The organism is Gordonia rubripertincta, assembly GCF_038024875.1.
GTDB classification, from domain to species: Bacteria; Actinomycetota; Actinomycetes; order Mycobacteriales; family Mycobacteriaceae; genus Gordonia; species Gordonia rubripertincta.
This window is the reverse complement of the sequence record NZ_CP136136.1, coordinates 3,184,699-3,203,623: the sequence shown is the minus strand read 5'-3', so window position 1 is coordinate 3,203,623 and position 18,925 is coordinate 3,184,699. Positions and strand designations below refer to the sequence as shown.

The following is an 18,925-nucleotide window of genomic DNA, read 5'->3' as shown; positions in this document are numbered from 1 at the left end:
CCGGTGTTTTGTTTCGTACACTCGGATCTTGTGCCATTGATCGACGAGCTGATCGCTCGCCTCCCAGCGCCGGTCCGACGGCTCGTGATGCGGCACCACGAACTCATCAAGTTCGCGATGGTCGGCGGCACGACGTTCATCTTCGACCTCGCCATCTTCTACAGCCTCAGTCTCACGATCCTCGAGACCAAGCCGGTGATCGCCAAGGTCATCGCCGGTGTACTGGCGACGATCCTCAGCTACATCCTCAACCGCGAGTGGGCCTTCAAGAATCGAGGCGGCCGGGAACGGCACCACGAGGCGCTGCTGTTCTTCATCATCAGCGGGATCGGCGTCATCCTCCAGGCCGCACCGTTGTTCATCGGCAACAACGTCTTCGACATGCGGTCCAACCTGAGCGTGTCCGAGGTCGTCGTCGTCGACTTCGTCCTCGGTTACATCATCGGCAACCTCATGCAGATGGCCTTCCGGTTCTGGGCGTTGCGCAAGTTCGCGTTCCCAGAGGAGCTCCTGCGCGGCGGCGACGCCGGGTCCACCGACCTGCACCCGACGCTCGCCGAACTCAACGATGAGGAACTCGGTCACGCGTGACGTCGGTGTCCGAGCCGTCCTGATCCGGATCCTCCTGCTCGCCCGGGTCCTCGCCGAATCCGCTCGCATACCGGGCCGGGACGACGATCGCGAAGACCGGGGGACGTCGCACGGTGAGTTCCAGTCGTCCGCCGTCGGCCTCGATCAGAGCCCGCGCCAAGGACAGTCCGACGCCGCTGCGACCGGCACCCGGCCGCTTCCCCGCCGAGAACCCCCGGCGGAAGATGTGCGCGGAGATCTCGTCGGCCACCCCGTCGCCCTCATCGGCGACCGTGATGCGCACCAGATCCCCGGCCTGCAGCGTGCTCACGTCGATCCGGCACATCCCGCGGCCGTGCTGTAGGGCGTTGTCGACGAGCACGCTGACCGCCTCGCGGAGGCGCCCGGACTGCGAGGTGAGCGCCTGGGGCGCGCCGTCGACCACCACGGTCAGCTCACGGCCCTGGGCCTCGAAGGCGTGGCGGAAGTCCTCGACCAGCGTGGTCAGCATCTCCCCGACGTCGATGAAATGCGGTGCGGGTTCGTCGGCCCGCGAGGCCTCCACGAGTTCGTCGAGTTCGGTGGCCAGTCGCTCCACCTGATCGAGTGCGGCCTCGGCCTCGGTGACCACCGCCGGGTCCTCGTGCAGCGTCAGCTCCTCGAGCCGCAGCTGGATGGCGGTGAGTCGGCTGCGCAGCTGATGCGACGCGTCACCGGCGATCTCACGCTCCCGCTCGAGCCGCAGTGCCTGCGCGGTGTTGGCGTCGGCGAGAGCCCGCGACACCCGGTCGAGTTCGGCGATGCCGTACATCTTCCATTCGGTGCGGAAATCGGCACGACCCAGCGTGGCCGCGCGGTCGGCGAGATCGGTCAGCGGGTCGACGATCCGGCCGGCCGTCACGGCGGCCACCACCGATCCGCCGATCACCGAGCCGACCACGACGAGCATCACGATTCCCGCCGCGGTCATCTGGTCGTCGCGGACCACGTCGTTCGGGATGGACAGGGTCAGCGTCCCGGCGGCACCGAGCCCGATGGACTCTGACATCCGCGGACCCGCGATGTCGGCACCGAGAACCATCCGCCGATCCTCCCCCTCGAGGTCGGGATAGGTGATCGTGAGTCGTCCGTCCGGCGGCAGCAGCAGCTCGAAGGACTTCCGGTCGATCGCGTCGCGCGGGATGCGACCGTCGGCGCCCTCCTGCCGGATGAGCTGGTCGGCGATGACCTTCAGCCGGCGGTCGAGGTCCTGGTGGGCGTTGTCGGCGACCCACCACCAGGCCACCACGCTCAACGGGATGCCCAGCAGACAACCGACCGCGATGAGGACGCCGATCATCGTGGTGAGCAGCCGGCGTCGCATGGAGGCCGGTCGGCGCATCGACGCCGGTCGCATGGGCATCGTCCTAGGGGTCGAACCGGAAGCCGACGCCGCGCACCGTCACGATGTGTCGCGGGCGGTTGTGGCGGTCGTCGCCGATCTTCCGGCGCAGCCAGGAGATGTGCATGTCGAGGGTCTTCGACGACCGCAGATCTGCCGACCCCCAGACCTCGGTGAGGATCTCTTCACGCGACACGACCTCGCCGGCGCGTTCCATGAGGAATCGCAGGAGATCGAACTCACGGTTCGCCAGGGTGAGGTCCTGACCGTTCACCAGGACGCGACGCGCCCGGGCGTCGAGCCGGATCTCACCGCCTTCGAGCACCTCGTCGCCGTCGCCGGGCTGGCGTCGTCGGAGCAGCGCGCGCACGCGGGCGAGGAGTTCGGCGAGCCGGAAGGGTTTGCCGACATAGTCGTCCGCACCGGCGTCGAGGCCGACGACGAAGTCCACCTCGTCGGTGCGCGCGGTGAGCATGAGGACCGCGAGCGCGGGACGTTGGGCACGTACCCGCCGGCAGACCTCGAGCCCGTCGAGAACCGGGAGTCCGAGGTCGAGGATCAGTAGTTCGTATCGGCTGTCGAGCGCCTTCTCGAGTGCGTCGGCGCCGGTGCTGACGACCTCGCATCCGTATCCCTCGCGTGTCAGCGCACGTGCGAGCGGTTCGGCGATCGCGGCGTCGTCCTCGGCGAGCAGCACGTTGGTCAACGCTCCCGCACCCCTCTGCTCTCGGGACGGTCGGCGGGCCCGTCCGGGTCGCCGTAGGTGTCGCCGGCGTGGTCGTCGTCCCCGTACATGTCGAGCACCTCGTGATAGAGCAGGGAGTGGACCTTCTCCACCTGCGGGATGTCGTCGAAGGACAGCGGTTCGTCGGAGGCCGACTCGATGACCAGCGTGCCGGTCCGAAGCAGCCGGTCGATGACGCCGTGCCGGAACTCGACGGTGTTGATGCGCCGGATCGGGATGTCGATCCCGGACCGCGTGAGGATTCCGTTGCGGAACATCACCCGACGGTCGGTCAGCACGAAGTGCGTTGTCTTCCAGGCCAGCAGCGGCCGGACGAAGTACCAGACGAGGCCGAGCACCCACACCACACCGACGACGATCAGCAGCACAGTCCGCGGGGTCGAGCCCAGCGACGATCCGGCGATCACGCCGGCGAGGACACCCGCGGCCGCGGTGATGATCCCGAACAACAGGAACGGCCCGAGCAGGCACTTCCAATGAGGGTGCCGGTGGAGAACCACACGTTCACCGGGCGCCAGGTTCTCCCGCGGGTAAGCCATGCGGCTCAGCATAATCGGGACAGGCGTGCCCGGGGGGCACGCTGAGTAGACTGCGAGGCACCAGTACCGATCGACTGCCGGGCACGTTGGGGCGGTCGGCGAGGAGAATGTTATGACCTACCAGGACCCGCGGGGCCCGCACCGCGATCCCGATCCCCGGACCGCCCGCTACGAGTCCGGTTACAACCCCGATTCTCGTGCCTACAGCCAGCAGGGCGCGCCCTACGAGGAGCCGTACCGGGACCAGTACCCCGCCGAGCCCTATGGCGGCGACGCCCATCGCGCCGCGGGCGGATACGCGGAGCAGCCGCGGGCGCCCCGGGCGCCGCGGCGCGGACCCGACGTCAACCCGGTCACGTTCGCCGGCGGCGTGGTGATGACCGGTGTGGTCACCGGCTTGGCGGCCTGGCTGGTCGCGTGGATCATCTCGGCGTTCGTCGAGAAGGTGAACGAGTCCGGCAAGCTCGGTGTGTGGAATCCGGTGGCGGCCAGCGAGATCTGGTTCGGCGTCGTGGGCTTCCTGTGTGCGCTCGCCGCGGGCGCCCTCTGGTACGTGCTCCAGCTGATCACGCCGGCGCCCAACCAGTTCTACCGCTGGATCGTCGGGCTGCTGCTGGTCGCTGCGGTGCTGATCCCGATCCTCACCTACCAGCAGACCTCGGTCGGCATCGAGACCGCGATCCTGCACTTCGTCATCGGCCTGCCTCCGCTGACGATCATCCCCGCGATGGGCATCAAGAGCCTGCAGCGTCCCGTCGGCTGAACCAGACCTAGACCGGTCGCAGGTGCGTGACGTCGCCTGCGGCCGCGATCACCTGCCGTCCGTCGGCGTCGACCACGATCCGCCCGGATGCGTCGACGCCCGTCGCGGTGCCGACGACCTCCTCGTCGCCGGGCAGCACCAGCCGTACCCGGCGCCCGATGGTGTCACTGTCCTCCCGGTAGCGCGCCGCGAGTCCGTCGACGTCGTGCGGCCAGAGGTCGAGCAACTCCGACAGCGCCCGGAGGTACGACGCCGCGAGCTCGGTGAGCGTGACGTCCTGGCCGGTCGCCAGCTGCAGCGAGGTCGCGGTGGGCACCGGTAACTGGTCCTGCGTCATCGTCGTGTTGAGCCCGGTGCCGATGACCGCGACTCCCCCGTCCCCGCCGCGGGTGTGGGGCGAGCGCGTGTACTCCGACAGGATTCCGGCGGTCTTGCGTCCCTCGATCAGAACGTCGTTGGGCCATTTGAGGGTCGGCCGCACGCCCATCGCCGCCCCGATGCCCTGGACCGCGGCGAGACCGGCCAGCAGCGACAGCCAGCCGAGGTGTTCGGTGTGCTCCCCGACCTCGACCGCCGCCGACATCGCCAGCTGGGTCCCGCGCGGCGCGGTCCACGTCCGTGCGTGGCGTCCGCGGCCCGCGGTCTGATCGGTGGTCAGGCGCACCGTCCCGTCGATCGATTCGGTCGCCGCGCGTGTCACGAGATCGGCGTTGGTCGAACCCGTCGCGTCGACCACCTCAATCCGGTGCCAGCGCGTGCCGGCGAGTCGGGTCCGGAGCAGGTCGGCGTCGAGAGTCATGTCTGAAGAACCTAGTGGGCCCATCGGCGCGACGTCGACCATCATGATCTGGGTGTCGGCCGGGTGCACCGTCGGTCCACCCGGCCGTGACGGCCCGGATCGGCGCGGCCTACGACGACGCCGGCGACGGTCGGTTCGATCCCGCACCGGACCGCTTTCGCGCAGCTCAGAGGCACCAGCGCACACCGGAAAACGGACAAACCAACCACCACCGACCGATCGCTCGGGAACCTGAGGGATATCTCACGTTGATCCGGTTGACGTGGCTCACACTCGGGTAGTTAGCATCGACAGTCATGACCACAGCTTCACGCGACGATTCCGCCGCTCCCGACATCCACACGACAGCGGGGAAGCTCGCCGATCTGCGCAATCGCCTCGAAGAGGCGAAGCACCCCGTGGGCGAGGCCGCCGTCGAGAAGACCCACGCGAAGGGCAAGCTGACCGCCCGCGAGCGGATCACGCATCTGCTCGACGAGGGCTCGTTCGTCGAACTCGACGCACTCGCCAAGCACCGCAGCACCAACTTCGGTCTCGCCGAGCGTCGACCGGTCGGAGACGGTGTGGTCACCGGCTACGGCACGATCGACGGCCGCGAGGTCTGCATCTTCTCGCAGGACGCCACCGTCTTCGGCGGCAGTCTCGGTGAGGTCTACGGCGAGAAGATCGTCAAGGTCATGGATCTGGCCATCAAGACCGGCCGCCCGCTGATCGGCATCAACGACGGCGCCGGCGCCCGTATCCAGGAGGGCGTGGTCTCGCTCGGTCTGTACGGCGAGATCTTCCACCGCAACGTCCGCGCCTCGGGTGTCATCCCCCAGATCTCGCTGATCATGGGTGCCGCCGCCGGCGGCCACGTGTACTCGCCCGCGCTGACCGACTTCGTGGTCATGGTCGACAAGACCAGCCAGATGTTCATCACCGGCCCCGACGTCATCAAGACCGTCACCGGTGAAGAGGTCACTCAGGAAGAACTCGGCGGTGCGACCACCCACATGGCGAAGTCGGGCACCGCGCACTACGTCGCCTCGGACGAGGAGGACGCGCTCGAGTACGTCAAGGAACTCCTGAGCTACCTGCCGAGCAACAACCGCGCCGACGCACCTCGCCTGCCGGTTGCGCAGCCGGCCGCCGGGTCGATCGAGGACACCCTGAACGACGAGGACCTCGAACTCGACACACTCATCCCGGATTCGCCGAACCAGCCGTATGACATGCACGAGGTCATCCGTCGCATCCTCGACGACGACGAGTTCCTCGAGATCCAGGCCGATTACGCGAAGAACATCATCGTCGGCTACGGCCGCGTCGACGGCCGCAGCGTGGGCATCGTCGCCAACCAGCCGACCCAGTTCGCCGGCTGCCTCGACATCGACGCATCGGAGAAGGCCGCCCGCTTCGTGCGCACCTGCGACGCCTTCAACATCCCGATCGTCACCCTGGTCGACGTCCCCGGCTTCCTGCCCGGCACCGACCAGGAGTACCGCGGCATCATCCGCCGCGGCGCCAAGCTGCTCTACGCCTACGGCGAGGCCACGGTCGGCAAGATCACGGTCATCACCCGCAAGGCCTACGGCGGCGCGTACGACGTCATGGGCTCCAAGCACATGGGCGCAGACGTGAATCTCGCGTGGCCGACCGCGCAGATCGCCGTCATGGGCGCCTCCGGCGCCGTCGGCTTCGTCTACCGCAACCAGCTCAAGGACGCCGCCGCCAAGGGCGAGGACGTCGACGCACTGCGCCTCGAACTGCAGCAGGAGTACGAGGACACCCTCGTCAACCCGTACGTCGCCGCGGCCCGCGGTTACGTCGACGCGGTCATCCCGCCGAGCCACACCCGCGGCCAGATCGCGACCGCGCTCAAGCTGCTCGAGCGCAAGATGGTCAACCTGCCGCCGAAGAAGCACGGGAACATCCCGCTGTGAGTGAGCGCGCCGTGAACGAGAGCACCGAGAAGCCGTTCCTGACCGTCGTCAACGGCAATCCGACCGACGAGGACCTCGCCGTGCTGGTGAGCGTTCTGGCCGGCGCGGGTGCCGGCGGTGGCGAGCCGGAACCGGAGATCCGCAACGACTGGGGTCGCCCCGTCGATCGCCTGCGTCCGCAGTGGGGCGCACCGTCGAGCTTCACCAACCTGCGCTACTGACACGTGCCTGACTCCCTGATCGGGTCGAGTACACGAGAGACCGGGCCGGCCACCGCCGGCCCGGTCTTCGTGCTCGGATCCGCTTCCCCCGCCCGTCTCCGGGTATTGCGGGCCGCGGGTGTCGAGCCGGTGGTTCGTGTCTCGGACGTCGACGAGGACGCGGTGCTTGCCCAGTTGCCGCCCGGCACCCCCGCCGATGCCGTGGTCGCCGCCTTGGCGCGGGCGAAGGCCGAGGCCGTCGCCTCGCTCCCGGAGATCGCCGGTGCGGCCGAGAACGGCGAGACGGTCGTGGTCATCGGCTGTGACTCGATGCTGCTTCTCGGCGATCGCCTGCTGGGCAAGCCGCACACCCCCGAACGCGCACTGGCCCAGTGGGCCGAGATGCGCGGACGCAGTGCCGATCTGCTCACCGGTCACCACCTGATCCGAGTCGACCCCGCCGGCGGTTCCGCGTCCGCGACCGGGACCTCCTCCACCACAATCCATTTCACCGACGCCCACGACGACGTGATCGCGCGCTACGTGGACAGCGGCGAGCCGCTGCAGGTCGCCGGCGCGTTCACCCTCGACGGCCTCGGCGGCTGGCTCGTCGAACGCATCGACGGCGACCCGTCGTCGGTCATCGGGATCGGCCTGCCGCTCGTGCAACGCCTGCTGACCGAGGTCGGGCTGTCGGTCACCGACTTCTGGCTGCACTGACCTGAGCTTCCTCGAAGAACTCCGGCCAGTCCCGTCCGGGGTGCTCGCGAAGTTCGTCCCCGTGAGCACTCCCGAAGGGCACGTTGCCCCCGGAAGCCGCTGAGGGGGACGGGATTTGCGCCCCCGGTCTGCAAACCCCGAGACCCGCTGCGCGGCGCCCGGATTGATGTCGCATGCGACCTCATTCCGCCCGAGCCGCGAAGGGTCAGCTCTCCTCGAAGAACTCCGGCCAGTACCGCTGCAGGCAGTCCACCGGCTGGCCCTGGCGATTGAACTGCGGTCCGGTGAGGCCGATGGTCAGGGCCCGCGCACGTTCGACCGCCGAACCGTGTCCCATGGCGCCGCCGGTGTCGCCGATGATCGGGAGCAGCGTCGCGACCTGGAGGATCTCCTTGGGTCCCAACCCGTCGCGCTGGTAGGCAGTGGCCGCCCAGTTCGCGGCCAGGCAGTCGGCGACCAGTTCACTGTTCTTGCCCTGGGGCAGGCGTCGTTCCGGGATGTCGAAGGCCTCGGCCATCCGGAACACCACGTTGTGCCCGTACTCGTGGGCGACGACGATCGCGGCGGTGAAGTCCCCGACGATCGGCGACGGCACCCCGAAGACGTTCCCGTCCCAGATGGCGGCGAAGGTGTCGACCGGCAGCACGATGCTGCCCTCGGTCTCCTGTCCCTCACCGTTGGGTTCCTCGTCGACCCCGCAGAAGAATGCGTTCGCCTCGTCGGACGGGATACGGTTCGACGCCCCGTCCTCGTCGATGCACTCGGTGGCGAACGAGGTGCCCGGCTCGATCAGGACACGTCCCGGCGCCGGGTCACCCCAGCCGAGTTCGCCGAACCAGCCGCCCCAGGTCTGGTCGAGGTCGTCGAGCAGCGTGGTGAGGTACTTCGGTACCGCGGTGTCGACGTTGGACAAATTCACCCCGCTGGTCATGAGTTCCGCCGAGGGCGTCGCCAGCTCCGGGCAGTCGTCCGGACTGCATCGGGTGGGGTCGGCGTTGCTCGGCGTCGACGACGGGATCCTCGATCGCGACGGCGAACTCGGGGTCGGCGACCCGGATGAGGAGGTCGATGCCGACGACGAGGGCGCCGGGCTCGACGAGTCGTCAGAGGAGATGAGCGAACATCCGCTCGTCGCGGCGAGCACCGCCACCGCCAGCGGGACGCCCCACCGCACCAGTCGCGAGACACTCCGGCGCTCCACGCGAGCCCCACGTCGATCGATCATTGGGCGAACTTAGCAGGCAACCACCCCACTGACCTGCGGTTTGTCATCCAACCGAAGCACGCCGACACCCGGCGCGTCAGACCGCAGCCGATCTGCCACCGGGCAGTCCCACACGGCCATGCCCTACCCTTTGTATCCGGGACCGGTCACGGTCCGCGCGATGAATGTCGAGACGCCCGAACGCACCAAGCTGGAGAACAGACCGTGAGTGTTGAAACCGACCCGAATCCGGCCTTCGCCGAGTACGCCCACCCCGAGCGGTTGGTGACCACTCAGTGGCTGTCGGCTCATCTCGGCGCCAAGGGCCTCAAGATCATCGAATCCGATGAGGACGTGTTGCTCTACGACATCGGCCACATCCCCACCGCGCAGAAGATCGACTGGCACCTGCACCTCAACGATCCGGTCACCCGCGATTACATCAACGGCGAGCAGTTCGCAGAACTGATGCGCAGCAAGGGAATCGAGCGCGACGATACCATCGTCATCTACGGCGACAAGTCCAACTGGTGGGCAGCCTACGCACTCTGGGTGTTCACGCTGTTCGGTCACGAGGACGTGCGCCTGCTCGACGGCGGCCGCGACGCATGGATGGCCGAGGACCGCGACACCTCCTTCGACGTCCCCGAGTACCCGCGGTCGGACTACCCCGTCGTCGAGCGCGACGACACCAAGATCCGCGCCTTCGCCCCGCAGGTCCTCGAGGTGCTCGGCACCGAGCCGCTCGTCGACGTCCGCTCGCCGCAGGAGTACACCGGCGAGCGCACCCACATGCCCGACTACCCCGAGGAGGGCGCGCTGCGCGGCGGTCACATCCCCACCGCGGTGTCGATCCCGTGGGCCAAGGCCGCCGCTCCGGACGGCCGGTTCCGTCCCCGCGCCGAGCTCGACGAGATCTACGGTGACCTCGACAAGGACACCCCGACCATCGCCTACTGCCGCATCGGCGAGCGGTCCAGCCACACCTGGTTCGTGCTCACCCACCTGTTGGGGTACACCAAGGTTCGCAACTACGACGGATCGTGGACCGAGTGGGGCAACGCGGTTCGCGTACCCATCGCGGTCGGCGACGAGCCGGGTGCCGCGCCCGGCTCCAAGTGAGCCCTGATCGACGATGAGTTTGCCCCCAGACCTGGCGGAAATCGTCGAAGACTTTGCGGCACTGGGTGATTCCGACAAGATCACCTTGCTGCTGGAGTTCGCCGACGAACTCCCCGATCTCCCCGAGCACCTGCAGCAGGACGCGATGGAACCGGTACCGGAGTGCCAGTCGCCGGTGTTCCTGTCCGTCGATGCCGGTGATCCGGAATCGGTACGCCTGTACTTCACCGCACCGCGCGAGGCACCGACCACGCGCGGCTTCGCGGCGATCCTGCACCAGGGGCTCGACACCGCCTCGGCGCAGGAGATCCTCGACGTCCCGTCGGACTTCTATTACGACCTCGGTCTGGGCAGCGTGGTCAGCATGCTCCGCCTCCGGGGCATGGCGGGCATGCTCGGCCGGATCAAGGCCCAGGTTCGCAAGCAGACTTCCGGGTCCGACGCACCCGGGGCATGAAGTTCATCCAGATCCGGGATGAGCCCATCGCCCCGGGCGGGCTCGTCGAGTGGACTCCCTATGTCCCCGGCGGTCTGGGCGCGTGGGATCACGACTCCCGTCTGACCTCGCACAACCACGAGCAGCACCTGCGTGCCGCCTTCGAATACCGCGTGCAGACGCAGCGCGAGGGCGGGCGCGAAGCGTGGCTGGGCCTGTCGATCGAGTTCGACGAGCCGTTGTCGATCCCGGCGATCCGCTCGGTGCTGACCCAGTGGATCGACCGCCACGAAGTGCTGCGCAGCCACGTCGTCATCAAGGGCACCGGCCTGCAGCGGCTCACCACCGACCCGGGCACCGTGAAGCTCAAGATGGGCCGGATCGGCTGGTTCCGCGAGTCCGGGCCGCTCGTCGAACAGCTCGCCGGCTCCTTCGACCGTGCCACCGCACCGCTGCACTGGCCCGCCTACCTGTTCGCGACGGTGGGCCGGGCCGATTCGTTCACGCTGCTGTTCGCCGCCGACCATTCCCTCGTCGACGGCTACTCGCTGATCATGGCCCAGCAGGAGCTCGTCTCGCTGTATCGCGCGGCGCGCGAGCACCGCAGCGCCAACCTGCCCGAGGTCGGCAGCTACGTCGACTTCAGCGCCGAGGAACGACGCCTGGCCGACCAGACCGGCGGCGACCACCCGGCGGTGGAGCTGTGGTCGGAGTTCCTGCGCACGGGCGCCGGCGACATGCCCGCTCTGCTGCAGTCCCACGCCGACGAGGCAAGGACCGCCGATCAGAAGTACCGCGAGGAGACGACGATCCCCCAGGAGTCACTGTGGGGCGTCATCGCCGACGACGCCACGGCCAATCGCTTCACCGCGATCTGCTCGGAGGCCGGCGGGACGCTCACCGCGGGCATCCTCGCCGCGTTCGCCATGGTCCATCACGAGATGACCGGCGACGCGGAGTTCCGCTGCGTGTTGCCCCGCCACACCCGCAACGACACCCAGTGGCTGAACGCCCTGGGGTGGTTCGTGGGCGTCGCACCGTTCTGGGTCGACATGTCCGACTCCCCGACCTTCGACAAGGCGGTCGCGCGTTCGACCGCGGTCCTCAAGCGCGGGCGCCAGGGTGCCGCACTGCCGTTCCTCCGGGTGGCGGAACTGATCGGTCAACGGGGTGAGCCGCGCTTCGTCATCTCGTTCATCGACACCCGCTACGCGCCGGGTTCCGGGGCCGCCGACGCCGGACGCGCGAAGGTGATCCGTAGCCACAGCTACTCACCTCACGAGGTCTACATCTGGATCAACCGCACGCCGTCCGGTTTGCGCTATTCTGCCCGTTTCCCACGTGAATCCCCGCTCCGCGAGCGAGGCGCCGACGAGGCATCGGCCGACATCACGGCCGTCGGGGCCCCGATGCCTGATGCGTCACCTTTTCCGCACGATGCGGAGGCGAGTGCCATCGACCCGACCATCGGTCCCGTACACGCCTACCTGCACAATTTCGCCGAACTCGTCCGTCGGCTCGGTGATGCGAGCACGTTCTCTCCGGCGTTGTGACCCACGGCTCCACCGAACGATTGCTCGGTGCGTTACTGTATTGGCCGGAAGGTCGCGATGCTGGACTCCCGGCGTCGTCCAACGCCCGAGCCGTCCGCATCCCGGTCGCCGAGCGTGTGCCCCCGTCTTGACCGTTGTCCGACATCCGTGTCGCGCGCTCACCCCGCGCTGCGAACACCTGAGTACGAGTAAGGCCCAGGAGAACAAGTGCCCAGTACCTCTTCCGCAATCAGCAAGGTCCTCATCGCCAACCGTGGCGAGATCGCTGTCCGCGTGATCCGCGCGGCCCGGGATGCGGGCCTCGCGAGCGTCGCCGTGTACGCCGAGCCCGACGCGGACGCACTGTTCGTCAAGCTCGCCGACGAGGCGTTCGCACTGGGCGGTCAGACCTCGGCCGAGTCGTACCTCGTGTTCGACAAGATCCTCGACGCCGCCGCCAAGTCCGGTGCCGACGCGATCCACCCCGGCTACGGCTTCCTCTCCGAGAACGCCGATTTCGCCCAGGCCGTCATCGACGCCGGGCTGATCTGGATCGGACCGTCGCCGCAGTCGATCCGCGACCTCGGTGACAAGGTCACCGCCCGTCACATCGCCCTCAAGGCCGACGCCCCGATGGCACCCGGCACCAAGGACCCGGTCAAGGACGCCGACGAGGTCGTCGCCTTCGCCAAGGAGCACGGCGTGCCGGTGGCGATCAAGGCCGCCTTCGGCGGCGGTGGCCGCGGCATGAAGGTCGCGTACACCATTGAGGAGATCCCGCACCTGTTCGAGTCGGCGACCCGCGAGGCCATCGCCGCCTTCGGTCGCGGTGAGTGCTTCGTCGAGCGCTACCTGGACAAGGCCCGCCACGTCGAGGCGCAGGTCATCGCCGACCAGCACGGCAACGTCATCGTCGCCGGTACCCGCGACTGCTCGCTGCAGCGTCGTTTCCAGAAGCTCGTCGAGGAGGCCCCGGCGCCGTTCCTGACCGACGAGCAGCGCACCAAGATCCACGAGTCCGCCAAGGCCATCTGCCGCGAGGCCGGTTACTACGGCGCGGGCACCGTCGAGTTCTTGGTCGGCAATGACGGCCTGGTCTCGTTCCTCGAGGTCAACACCCGCCTGCAGGTCGAGCACCCGGTCACCGAGGAGACCGCGGGCATCGACCTCGTGCGTCAGCAGTTCCGCATCGCCAACGGCGAGAAGCTCGAGTTCACCGAGGACCCGACCCCGCGCGGCCACGCCTTCGAGTTCCGCATCAACGGTGAGGACGCCGGCCGCAACTTCCTGCCGGCCCCCGGCCCCATCTCGGTCTACAAGGAGCCGACCGGCCCCGGCGTGCGCGTCGACTCCGGTGTCGTCGAGGGCGACGTCATCGGCGGCCAGTTCGACTCGATGCTCGCCAAGCTGATCGTCACCGGTGAGACCCGCGAACAGGCGCTCGAGCGTTCGCGTCGCGCCCTCGCCGAGTTCCAGGTCGAAGGCCTCGCCACGGTCATCCCGTTCCACCGCCACATCGTCTCCAACCCCGCCTTCATCGGCGACGGAGAGAAGTTCGACGTCTACACCAAGTGGATCGAGACCGATTGGGAGAACCCGATCGAGCCGTACACCGGTGGAGAGCCGATCGAGGAAGACGACGCCGCCCCGCGCCAGAAGGTCGTGGTCGAGGTCGGCGGACGCCGCGTCGAGGTCTCGCTGCCGGGCGATCTCGCCCTCGGCGGCGGTGGCGGCTCGACCAACGGCGTCATCCGCAAGAAGCCGAAGGCCCGCTCGCGCAAGAAGGGCGGCGGCGCAGCCGTTTCCGGTGACGCCGTGGCCGCACCGATGCAGGGCACCGTCGTCAAGGTCGCCGTGGAAGAGGGCCAGGAAGTCGCCGCCGGCGATCTGGTCGTCGTCCTCGAGGCCATGAAGATGGAGAACCCGGTCACCGCCCACAAGGACGGCGTGGTCACCGGCCTGACCATCGAGGCCGGTGCCGCGGTCACCCAGGGCACCGTCCTGCTCGAGCTGAAGTAAGACTCCCCGCGAGTTCACGACTGTGCAACCAGTCGAGATCAACGCCGGGACGTGGTATCTGCGTTCGCTTCGTGCGGACGACCGGATCACCGACGTCCCGGCGTTGACTCTTCTCGGGGCCGACTCCCCCGCCGACTATGTCGCGACGGCCAACGCCGACTGGGAGTCCGAGACCCGCTTCGTGTGGGCCGTCTGCATCCCGACGACGGGCGAACTCATCGCGCTGATCGGCGTGACGCCGGACGGCTCCTCCGGCGAGCTGTGGGGCCAAGCCCGTGACGGCTACGACGAGGCGCTCGACGCTGCGATCGGGCCCGTGTCACGCTTTGCCGAGGGGGCGTTGGGTCTGACTGTGGCGGACGACTTCTCACGCACGATCGGCTGAGAGTCTCCTCGGCCACGAGCACGCGACCTCGGCCGGGTTCACACACCACAACGAAACGAGCGCGGGGAACCGCGATTGCTCGCCGTTCCCCGCGCTCTTGAGTTCTGCTGTGTCGCTTACGTCGTCGCGTTGGCGAACGCGTCCAGATTGCCGGTCGCCTCGATGTACTCGGTCACCCAGCGTTCGATGACGGCCGAGGTCTTCTCGACCTTCTTGAACTGCCCGACGACCTGGCCGACGGGGTTGAAGGCGACGTCGATGCTCTCGTCGGGATGCTTGTGCGTCGCGGCGACCGCCATACCGGAGACCATGTACTGCAACGGCATTCCCAGCGGATCGGGGTTCTCGGGATTCTCCCACGCCTCGGTCCAGTCGTTCTTCAGCATGCGGCACGGCTTGCCGGTGAACGAGCGGCTGCGCACCGTGTCACGGCTCGAGGCGTCGATGTAGGTCTGCTGCTGGACGGGGGTGTTCTCGGCCTCCTCGACCATCAGCCACTGCGAACCACTCCACGCACCCTGCGCACCGAGCGCCAGGGCGGCCGCGATCTGCTCACCGCTGCCGATGCCGCCGGCAGCCAGAACCGGCACGGGTGCAACCTCTTTGACGACCTGCGGCCACAGCACGATCGAACCGACCTCACCGCAGTGACCACCACCCTCGCCACCCTGGGCGATGATGATGTCGACACCGGCGTCGGCATGCTTGCGCGCCTGCTTCGGCGAGCCGCACAGCGCGGCGACCTTGCGGCCGGCAGCCTGGATCTTCTCGATCATGTCCCTGGGCGGGGTACCGAGCGCGTTGGCGATCAGCGTGACCTTGGGATGCTGCAGTGCGATCTCGACCTGCGGGGTCGCAGTCGCCTCGGTCCAGCCGAGCAGCTGCAGCGAGTTGTCGTCACCGTCGGCGAGCGGCACGCCGTGGTCGAGGAGCAGCTTGCGGCCGAACTCGAGGGTCTCGTTCGGCACCATCGACTGCAGCAGCTTGGTGAGCTCCTCGGCCGACATGTTCGCGTCCATGCCCTCGTACTTGTTGGGGATCACGATGTCGACACCGTACGGGTGATCGCCGATGTGCTCGTCGATCCAGTTCAGCTCGATCTCGAGCTGCTGTGGCGTGAAGCCCACCGCGCCGAGCACTCCGTAGCCGCCCGCCTTGCTGACCGCGACCACGACGTCACGACAGTGGGTGAACGCGAAGATCGGGAACTCGATACCGAGTTCATCGCAGATCGGGGTGTGCATACAGACTCCTCGCCAGTGCCAGAATTAGAACGTGTTCTAATCTGGATACCAGGCTGCGCCTCGTCGGACAAGCGTTCCGCGGAACACTCGTCCCGGGGCGCGCGGCAACTGACCGGCGAACCTCGACCCGACTCCCAGACCTCGATCGAGGTCTGCGTGTCGAGGTCGAGGCCCACCGGACGACAACGCCTTCGGCGGAACCTGTCGTACCCCTGCCCTATCGTGGATCTCAATGCGGGAACGCAAGTGCGCTCCCGGGTATCGGAGGGCCTTGTCCCGTTGAATCGATGTATGTCAATATTGACGGGTGTCGAATAAGAACTTGCTTCTCTTGCCAGGCCGCGGCCTGAGTGGTGACGAGACCGGAGCGGTTACCCCGCTGCTGAAGGCGCTCGCGGATCCGGTTCGGCTGCGGTTGCTGTCGGAGGTCGCCGCGCATCCGGGAGGTGAGGCGTGCGTGTGCGACATCTCCGGGCCGTTCGAGCTGTCGCAGCCGACGATCTCGCATCATCTCAAGGTGCTGCGTCAGGCGGGTCTGGTGACGAGCGAACGCCGCGCGACCTGGGTGTACTACCGTGTGAACACCGAAGCACTGCAACAACTGTCGGTCCTGCTGGGCGATCTCGCCATGGTTGTGGGGGAAACTCGTTCGTGCGAGGCCGACCAGTGACCACCACCGACACCGCGGTCGCGGCGAAGTTGTCGATGCTCGACCGGTTCCTGCCGGTGTGGATCGGCGCAGCAATGGTCGCGGGCCTGATGCTGGGCCGCACCGTTCCCGGCCTGGGTGACGCCCTGGCGGCCGTGGAGATCGACGGCATCTCGCTGCCAATCGCTCTCGGACTGCTGATCATGATGTATCCGGTGCTGGCCAAGGTGCGCTACGACCGACTCGACTCGGTCACTGGCGATCGTCGCCTGCTCCTGGGATCGCTCCTGCTGAACTGGATCGTCGGACCCGCGTTGATGTTCGCGCTGGCCTGGCTTCTGCTCCCGGACCTACCGGAATACCGGACCGGACTGATCATCGTCGGTCTGGCGCGCTGTATCGCGATGGTCATCATCTGGAACGACCTGGCGTGCGGCGACCGCGAGGCGGCTGCCGTCCTCGTCGCACTGAACTCGGTGTTCCAGGTGATCATGTTCGCCGTGCTGGGCTGGTTCTACCTTTCGGTGCTACCCGGATGGCTCGGCCTGGAACAGACGACCATCGACACCTCGCCGTGGCAGATCGCGAAGTCGGTGCTGATCTTCCTCGGAATCCCGTTGATCGCCGGCTATCTCACCCGCCGCATCGGCGAACGGGCCAGAGGCCGCGAATGGTACGAATCCTCGTTCCTCCCGCGATTGGGGCCGTGGGCCCTCTACGGTCTGCTGTTCACCATCGTCATCCTGTTCGCCTTGCAGGGGGAGCAGATCACCTCTCACCCGTGGGACGTCGTGCGGATCGCGCTGCCGCTGCTGATCTACTTCGCGGTGATGTGGGGTGGCGGATTCGTCCTCGGCGCCGCGATGGGGCTGGGTTACGCACGGACCACCACGCTGGCGTTCACCGCCGCCGGCAACAACTTCGAACTCGCCATCGCCGTCGCGATCGCGACCTATGGTGCGACCTCCGGCCAGGCTCTCGCCGGGGTCATCGGGCCACTGATCGAGGTCCCGGTTCTCGTCGCCCTCGTCTATGTGTCCCTGGCGTTGCGGAAACGCTTCACAACTCCCACTGCTTCTAGCCTAGATGTGTCGAAGGAGCCTGCTCGCGATGTCTGAGAATGCGTTGGACGAACACCTACGTCGCGGTGAACACCGCGAGCAGCCCGAACTGTTGATGCCTCATACCGTGTTGGCCCGTACCGCAGCTGACTTGGCCGCCAAGTACGAGGGGGTGGTGTCTCGGCAGACGGTGGAACGCTGTGTTTTCGAGTCCTACACCGTGTTACGGCGTACCTCCCGGGTGCATGCGCATCTGACGACCTTGGCGGGCCGGTTCGCGGCTGATCGGTTACGCGCCCTCGCCCAGGCTGAGGGCGCGGTGCCCAAGGATGTGCCCGAGGTTCTGTTCGTCTGCGTGCAGAACGCCGGCCGCTCGCAGATGGCCGCCGGATTGTTGACCCCTCACGCCGCTGGGCGGGTACACGTGCGCTCCGCCGGGTCAGCCCCCGCGCACTCGATCAACCCGACCGTCGTCGAAGCAATGAGCGAGATCGGCGTCGACTTGGGTACGCAGTACCCCAAACCGCTAACCGACGATGTGGTCGCCGCCGCCGACGTGGTCGTAGCGATGGGTTGCGGCGACGCGTGTCCGATCTATCCCGGTAAGCGGTATCTCGATTGGACGGTCTCCGATCCTGAAGGCCGTCCACTTGGCGAGGTTCGCGCGATCCGCGATGACCTTGATGCCCGGGTTCGTGAGCTCCTTGCCGAGCTCACGGCCGACCGTGTGTGACTTTCCGAGCTTTCCTCCACAGCTGAAAGGGCCTGTGTTTCATGTCTTCCTCTCGACCTAGCGTGCTGTTCGTGTGCGTCCACAATGCTGGCCGATCGCAGATGGCCGCGGGGTTCCTGACCGCTCTCGGCCGGGGCAGTGTCGAGGTCCGCTCCGCCGGATCTGCTCCCGCCGACTCGATCAATCCCGCCGCTGTCGAGGCGATGGCTGAAGTCGGTATCGACATCTCCGCGCAGTCACCGAAGATCCTCACCCCCGACACGGTCGAATCCTCCGATGTGGTGATCACCATGGGCTGTGGCGATGCATGTCCAGTGTTCCCCGGCGTCAGGTACCGCGATTGGGCCCTCGACGACCCGGCCGGTCAAGGCATTGATGCGGTCCGCCCGATCCGCGATCAGATCCGCGGGCTCGTCGAGGACCTGCTCGACGAACTCGTACCCGCCGACCAGCAGGTCGGCCGGTGAGCACGACACCGCAGGTGCTGTTCGTGTGCGTGTCCAATCGCGGCAAATCGGTGATGGCCGAACATCTCACACCGACAGTCACCGCCCGGATCACCCCATCCTCGGCCGGCACCAGCGCGAAGATCGGCGGCCAGGTCAACGACCTGTCCGCCCAGGTGCTCGCCGAAGTCGGCGCCACCGTGGACGGACATCAGCCGCGCCAACTCACCGACGAACTGATGCAAACTGCAGATCTCGTCGTGGTGGTCGGCACCGCCGACGTCACCCCACCCGACGGCGTCGCCCTCGAGGTGTGGAACACCGACGAACCCTCCGAACGGGGCATCGACGGCATCGAACGGATGCGGTTGATCCGCGACGACATCACCGCGCGGATCCGCGCCCTCGCCGACCGCATCGCGCGGTAGGCGGGAGCGCGGGCTGAACGTCGG

Annotated in this window: 22 protein-coding genes; 16 read left to right on the top strand and 6 right to left on the bottom strand. The window is 67.6% G+C overall.

Translation table 11 applies throughout. From position 1 onward, the window contains the following. Positions 1-30 precede the first annotated feature (30 nt). On the top strand, positions 31-591 hold the full coding sequence (locus tag RVF83_RS14580; RefSeq protein ID WP_039879769.1) for a GtrA family protein: 561 nt from the start codon (positions 31-33) through the stop codon (positions 589-591). On the opposite strand, the gene RVF83_RS14575 is transcribed toward RVF83_RS14580, so the two are convergent. The 3 genes from RVF83_RS14575 to RVF83_RS14565 are packed head-to-tail and all read right to left on the bottom strand — an operon-like array spanning position 563 to position 3,247. Next, positions 563-1,933, bottom strand: a complete 1,371-nt coding sequence (locus RVF83_RS14575; protein WP_039879776.1) for a sensor histidine kinase — start codon at positions 1,931-1,933, stop codon at positions 563-565. The genes RVF83_RS14580 and RVF83_RS14575 overlap by 29 nt on opposite strands. Positions 1,934-1,976: 43 nt before the next feature. Further along, complete coding sequence (locus RVF83_RS14570; protein ID WP_005193708.1) at positions 1,977-2,657, bottom strand: response regulator transcription factor; 681 nt, start codon at positions 2,655-2,657, stop codon at positions 1,977-1,979. Beyond that, a complete protein-coding gene (locus tag RVF83_RS14565) occupies positions 2,654-3,247 on the bottom strand; it encodes a PH domain-containing protein (protein WP_005193707.1) in 594 nt (197 codons plus the stop codon). Before RVF83_RS14565 ends, RVF83_RS14570 begins: the two co-directional genes overlap by 4 nt. A 100-nt stretch (positions 3,248-3,347) precedes the next feature. On the opposite strand from RVF83_RS14565, the gene RVF83_RS14560 reads away from it, so the two are divergent. Continuing rightward, complete coding sequence (locus RVF83_RS14560; RefSeq protein ID WP_005193705.1) at positions 3,348-3,998, top strand: hypothetical protein; 651 nt, start codon at positions 3,348-3,350, stop codon at positions 3,996-3,998. 7 nt (positions 3,999-4,005) lie between these two features. Here the strand turns inward: RVF83_RS14560 and RVF83_RS14555 are convergent, their stop codons facing one another. Beyond that, positions 4,006-4,797, bottom strand: coding sequence for a biotin--[acetyl-CoA-carboxylase] ligase (locus RVF83_RS14555; protein ID WP_039879775.1), 792 nt, complete (start codon positions 4,795-4,797; stop codon positions 4,006-4,008). A gap of 296 nt (positions 4,798-5,093) precedes the next feature. Here RVF83_RS14555 and RVF83_RS14550 point away from each other — a divergent pair, with 296 nt between their 5' ends. From RVF83_RS14550 to RVF83_RS14540, 3 genes are read left to right on the top strand one after another with little or no spacing between them, the layout of a single operon-like run. Beyond that, positions 5,094-6,722 (top strand): acyl-CoA carboxylase subunit beta, encoded by a 1,629-nt coding sequence (locus RVF83_RS14550; RefSeq protein WP_005193701.1) that lies wholly within the window; start codon positions 5,094-5,096, stop codon positions 6,720-6,722. Continuing rightward, on the top strand, positions 6,719-6,943 hold the full coding sequence (locus RVF83_RS14545) for an acyl-CoA carboxylase subunit epsilon (RefSeq protein ID WP_005193700.1): 225 nt from the start codon (positions 6,719-6,721) through the stop codon (positions 6,941-6,943). The genes RVF83_RS14550 and RVF83_RS14545 overlap by 4 nt, the downstream gene beginning before the upstream one ends. 3 nt (positions 6,944-6,946) lie before the next feature. After that, the gene (locus RVF83_RS14540; RefSeq protein ID WP_005193698.1) at positions 6,947-7,642 is read left to right on the top strand and encodes a Maf family protein; all 696 of its coding nucleotides are present in this window, start codon (positions 6,947-6,949) and stop codon (positions 7,640-7,642) included. Between the two features lie 205 nt (positions 7,643-7,847). Here the strand turns inward: RVF83_RS14540 and RVF83_RS14535 are convergent, their stop codons facing one another. Continuing rightward, on the bottom strand, positions 7,848-8,573 hold the full coding sequence (locus RVF83_RS14535) for a hypothetical protein (RefSeq protein ID WP_005193697.1): 726 nt from the start codon (positions 8,571-8,573) through the stop codon (positions 7,848-7,850). On the opposite strand from RVF83_RS14535, the gene RVF83_RS14530 reads away from it, so the two are divergent. The 6 genes from RVF83_RS14530 to RVF83_RS14505 all read left to right on the top strand — a co-directional run bounded on the left by RVF83_RS14530 (position 8,572) and on the right by RVF83_RS14505 (position 14,340). Then, on the top strand, positions 8,572-8,880 hold the full coding sequence (locus RVF83_RS14530) for a hypothetical protein (RefSeq protein WP_051989219.1): 309 nt from the start codon (positions 8,572-8,574) through the stop codon (positions 8,878-8,880). The two genes, RVF83_RS14535 and RVF83_RS14530, sit on opposite strands and share 2 nt — an antisense overlap. Positions 8,881-9,071: 191 nt before the next feature. Further along, a complete protein-coding gene (locus RVF83_RS14525) occupies positions 9,072-9,968 on the top strand; it encodes a sulfurtransferase (protein ID WP_005193695.1) in 897 nt (298 codons plus the stop codon). A 13-nt stretch (positions 9,969-9,981) separates the two neighbouring features. Further along, entirely contained in the window at positions 9,982-10,425 is a 444-nt protein-coding gene (locus RVF83_RS14520; RefSeq protein WP_005193694.1) for a SufE family protein, read from the top strand. Continuing rightward, complete coding sequence (locus RVF83_RS14515; protein ID WP_005193693.1) at positions 10,422-11,957, top strand: condensation domain-containing protein; 1,536 nt, start codon at positions 10,422-10,424, stop codon at positions 11,955-11,957. The genes RVF83_RS14520 and RVF83_RS14515 overlap by 4 nt, the downstream gene beginning before the upstream one ends. 207 nt (positions 11,958-12,164) lie before the next feature. Beyond that, on the top strand, positions 12,165-13,955 hold the full coding sequence (locus RVF83_RS14510) for an acetyl/propionyl/methylcrotonyl-CoA carboxylase subunit alpha (protein ID WP_005193692.1): 1,791 nt from the start codon (positions 12,165-12,167) through the stop codon (positions 13,953-13,955). Between the two features lie 22 nt (positions 13,956-13,977). Beyond that, entirely contained in the window at positions 13,978-14,340 is a 363-nt protein-coding gene (locus tag RVF83_RS14505) for a hypothetical protein (RefSeq protein ID WP_005193691.1), read from the top strand. Positions 14,341-14,456: 116 nt separating this feature from the next. On the opposite strand, the gene RVF83_RS14500 is transcribed toward RVF83_RS14505, so the two are convergent. Beyond that, a complete protein-coding gene (locus RVF83_RS14500) occupies positions 14,457-15,584 on the bottom strand; it encodes a nitronate monooxygenase (RefSeq protein WP_005193690.1) in 1,128 nt (375 codons plus the stop codon). A 307-nt stretch (positions 15,585-15,891) separates the two neighbouring features. Between RVF83_RS14500 and RVF83_RS14495 the strand changes: the two genes are divergently transcribed. From RVF83_RS14495 to RVF83_RS14475, 5 genes are read left to right on the top strand one after another with little or no spacing between them, the layout of a single operon-like run. After that, complete coding sequence (locus RVF83_RS14495; RefSeq protein ID WP_020173050.1) at positions 15,892-16,254, top strand: ArsR/SmtB family transcription factor; 363 nt, start codon at positions 15,892-15,894, stop codon at positions 16,252-16,254. Beyond that, positions 16,251-17,351 (top strand): ACR3 family arsenite efflux transporter, encoded by a 1,101-nt coding sequence (arsB, locus tag RVF83_RS14490; RefSeq protein ID WP_005193688.1) that lies wholly within the window; start codon positions 16,251-16,253, stop codon positions 17,349-17,351. Before RVF83_RS14495 ends, arsB begins: the two co-directional genes overlap by 4 nt. Further along, entirely contained in the window at positions 17,344-18,027 is a 684-nt protein-coding gene (locus tag RVF83_RS14485; RefSeq protein ID WP_005193687.1) for a three-helix bundle dimerization domain-containing protein, read from the top strand. Before arsB ends, RVF83_RS14485 begins: the two co-directional genes overlap by 8 nt. Before the next feature lie 41 nt (positions 18,028-18,068). After that, positions 18,069-18,494, top strand: coding sequence for an arsenate reductase ArsC (locus tag RVF83_RS14480; RefSeq protein ID WP_005193686.1), 426 nt, complete (start codon positions 18,069-18,071; stop codon positions 18,492-18,494). Further along, a complete protein-coding gene (locus RVF83_RS14475; RefSeq protein WP_005193685.1) occupies positions 18,491-18,901 on the top strand; it encodes a low molecular weight phosphatase family protein in 411 nt (136 codons plus the stop codon). Before RVF83_RS14480 ends, RVF83_RS14475 begins: the two co-directional genes overlap by 4 nt. Positions 18,902-18,925 lie beyond the last annotated feature (24 nt).

Coding starts and splice junctions, on each gene's coding strand:
- RVF83_RS14575 (WP_039879776.1), bottom strand. CDS start 1,933: ATGCGACGCCGGCTGCTCACCACGATGATCGGCGTCCTCATCGCGGTC.
- RVF83_RS14565 (WP_005193707.1), bottom strand. CDS start 3,247: ATGCTGAGCCGCATGGCTTACCCGCGGGAGAACCTGGCGCCCGGTGAA.
- RVF83_RS14560 (WP_005193705.1), top strand. CDS start 3,348: ATGACCTACCAGGACCCGCGGGGCCCGCACCGCGATCCCGATCCCCGG.
- RVF83_RS14555 (WP_039879775.1), bottom strand. CDS start 4,797: ATGACTCTCGACGCCGACCTGCTCCGGACCCGACTCGCCGGCACGCGC.
- RVF83_RS14550 (WP_005193701.1), top strand. CDS start 5,094: ATGACCACAGCTTCACGCGACGATTCCGCCGCTCCCGACATCCACACG.
- RVF83_RS14530 (WP_051989219.1), top strand. CDS start 8,572: ATGAGTTCCGCCGAGGGCGTCGCCAGCTCCGGGCAGTCGTCCGGACTG.
- RVF83_RS14535 (WP_005193697.1), bottom strand. CDS start 8,573: ATGACCAGCGGGGTGAATTTGTCCAACGTCGACACCGCGGTACCGAAG.
- RVF83_RS14520 (WP_005193694.1), top strand. CDS start 9,982: ATGAGTTTGCCCCCAGACCTGGCGGAAATCGTCGAAGACTTTGCGGCA.
- RVF83_RS14515 (WP_005193693.1), top strand. CDS start 10,422: ATGAAGTTCATCCAGATCCGGGATGAGCCCATCGCCCCGGGCGGGCTC.
- RVF83_RS14500 (WP_005193690.1), bottom strand. CDS start 15,584: ATGCACACCCCGATCTGCGATGAACTCGGTATCGAGTTCCCGATCTTC.
- RVF83_RS14485 (WP_005193687.1), top strand. CDS start 17,344: ATGTCTGAGAATGCGTTGGACGAACACCTACGTCGCGGTGAACACCGC.
- RVF83_RS14480 (WP_005193686.1), top strand. CDS start 18,069: ATGTCTTCCTCTCGACCTAGCGTGCTGTTCGTGTGCGTCCACAATGCT.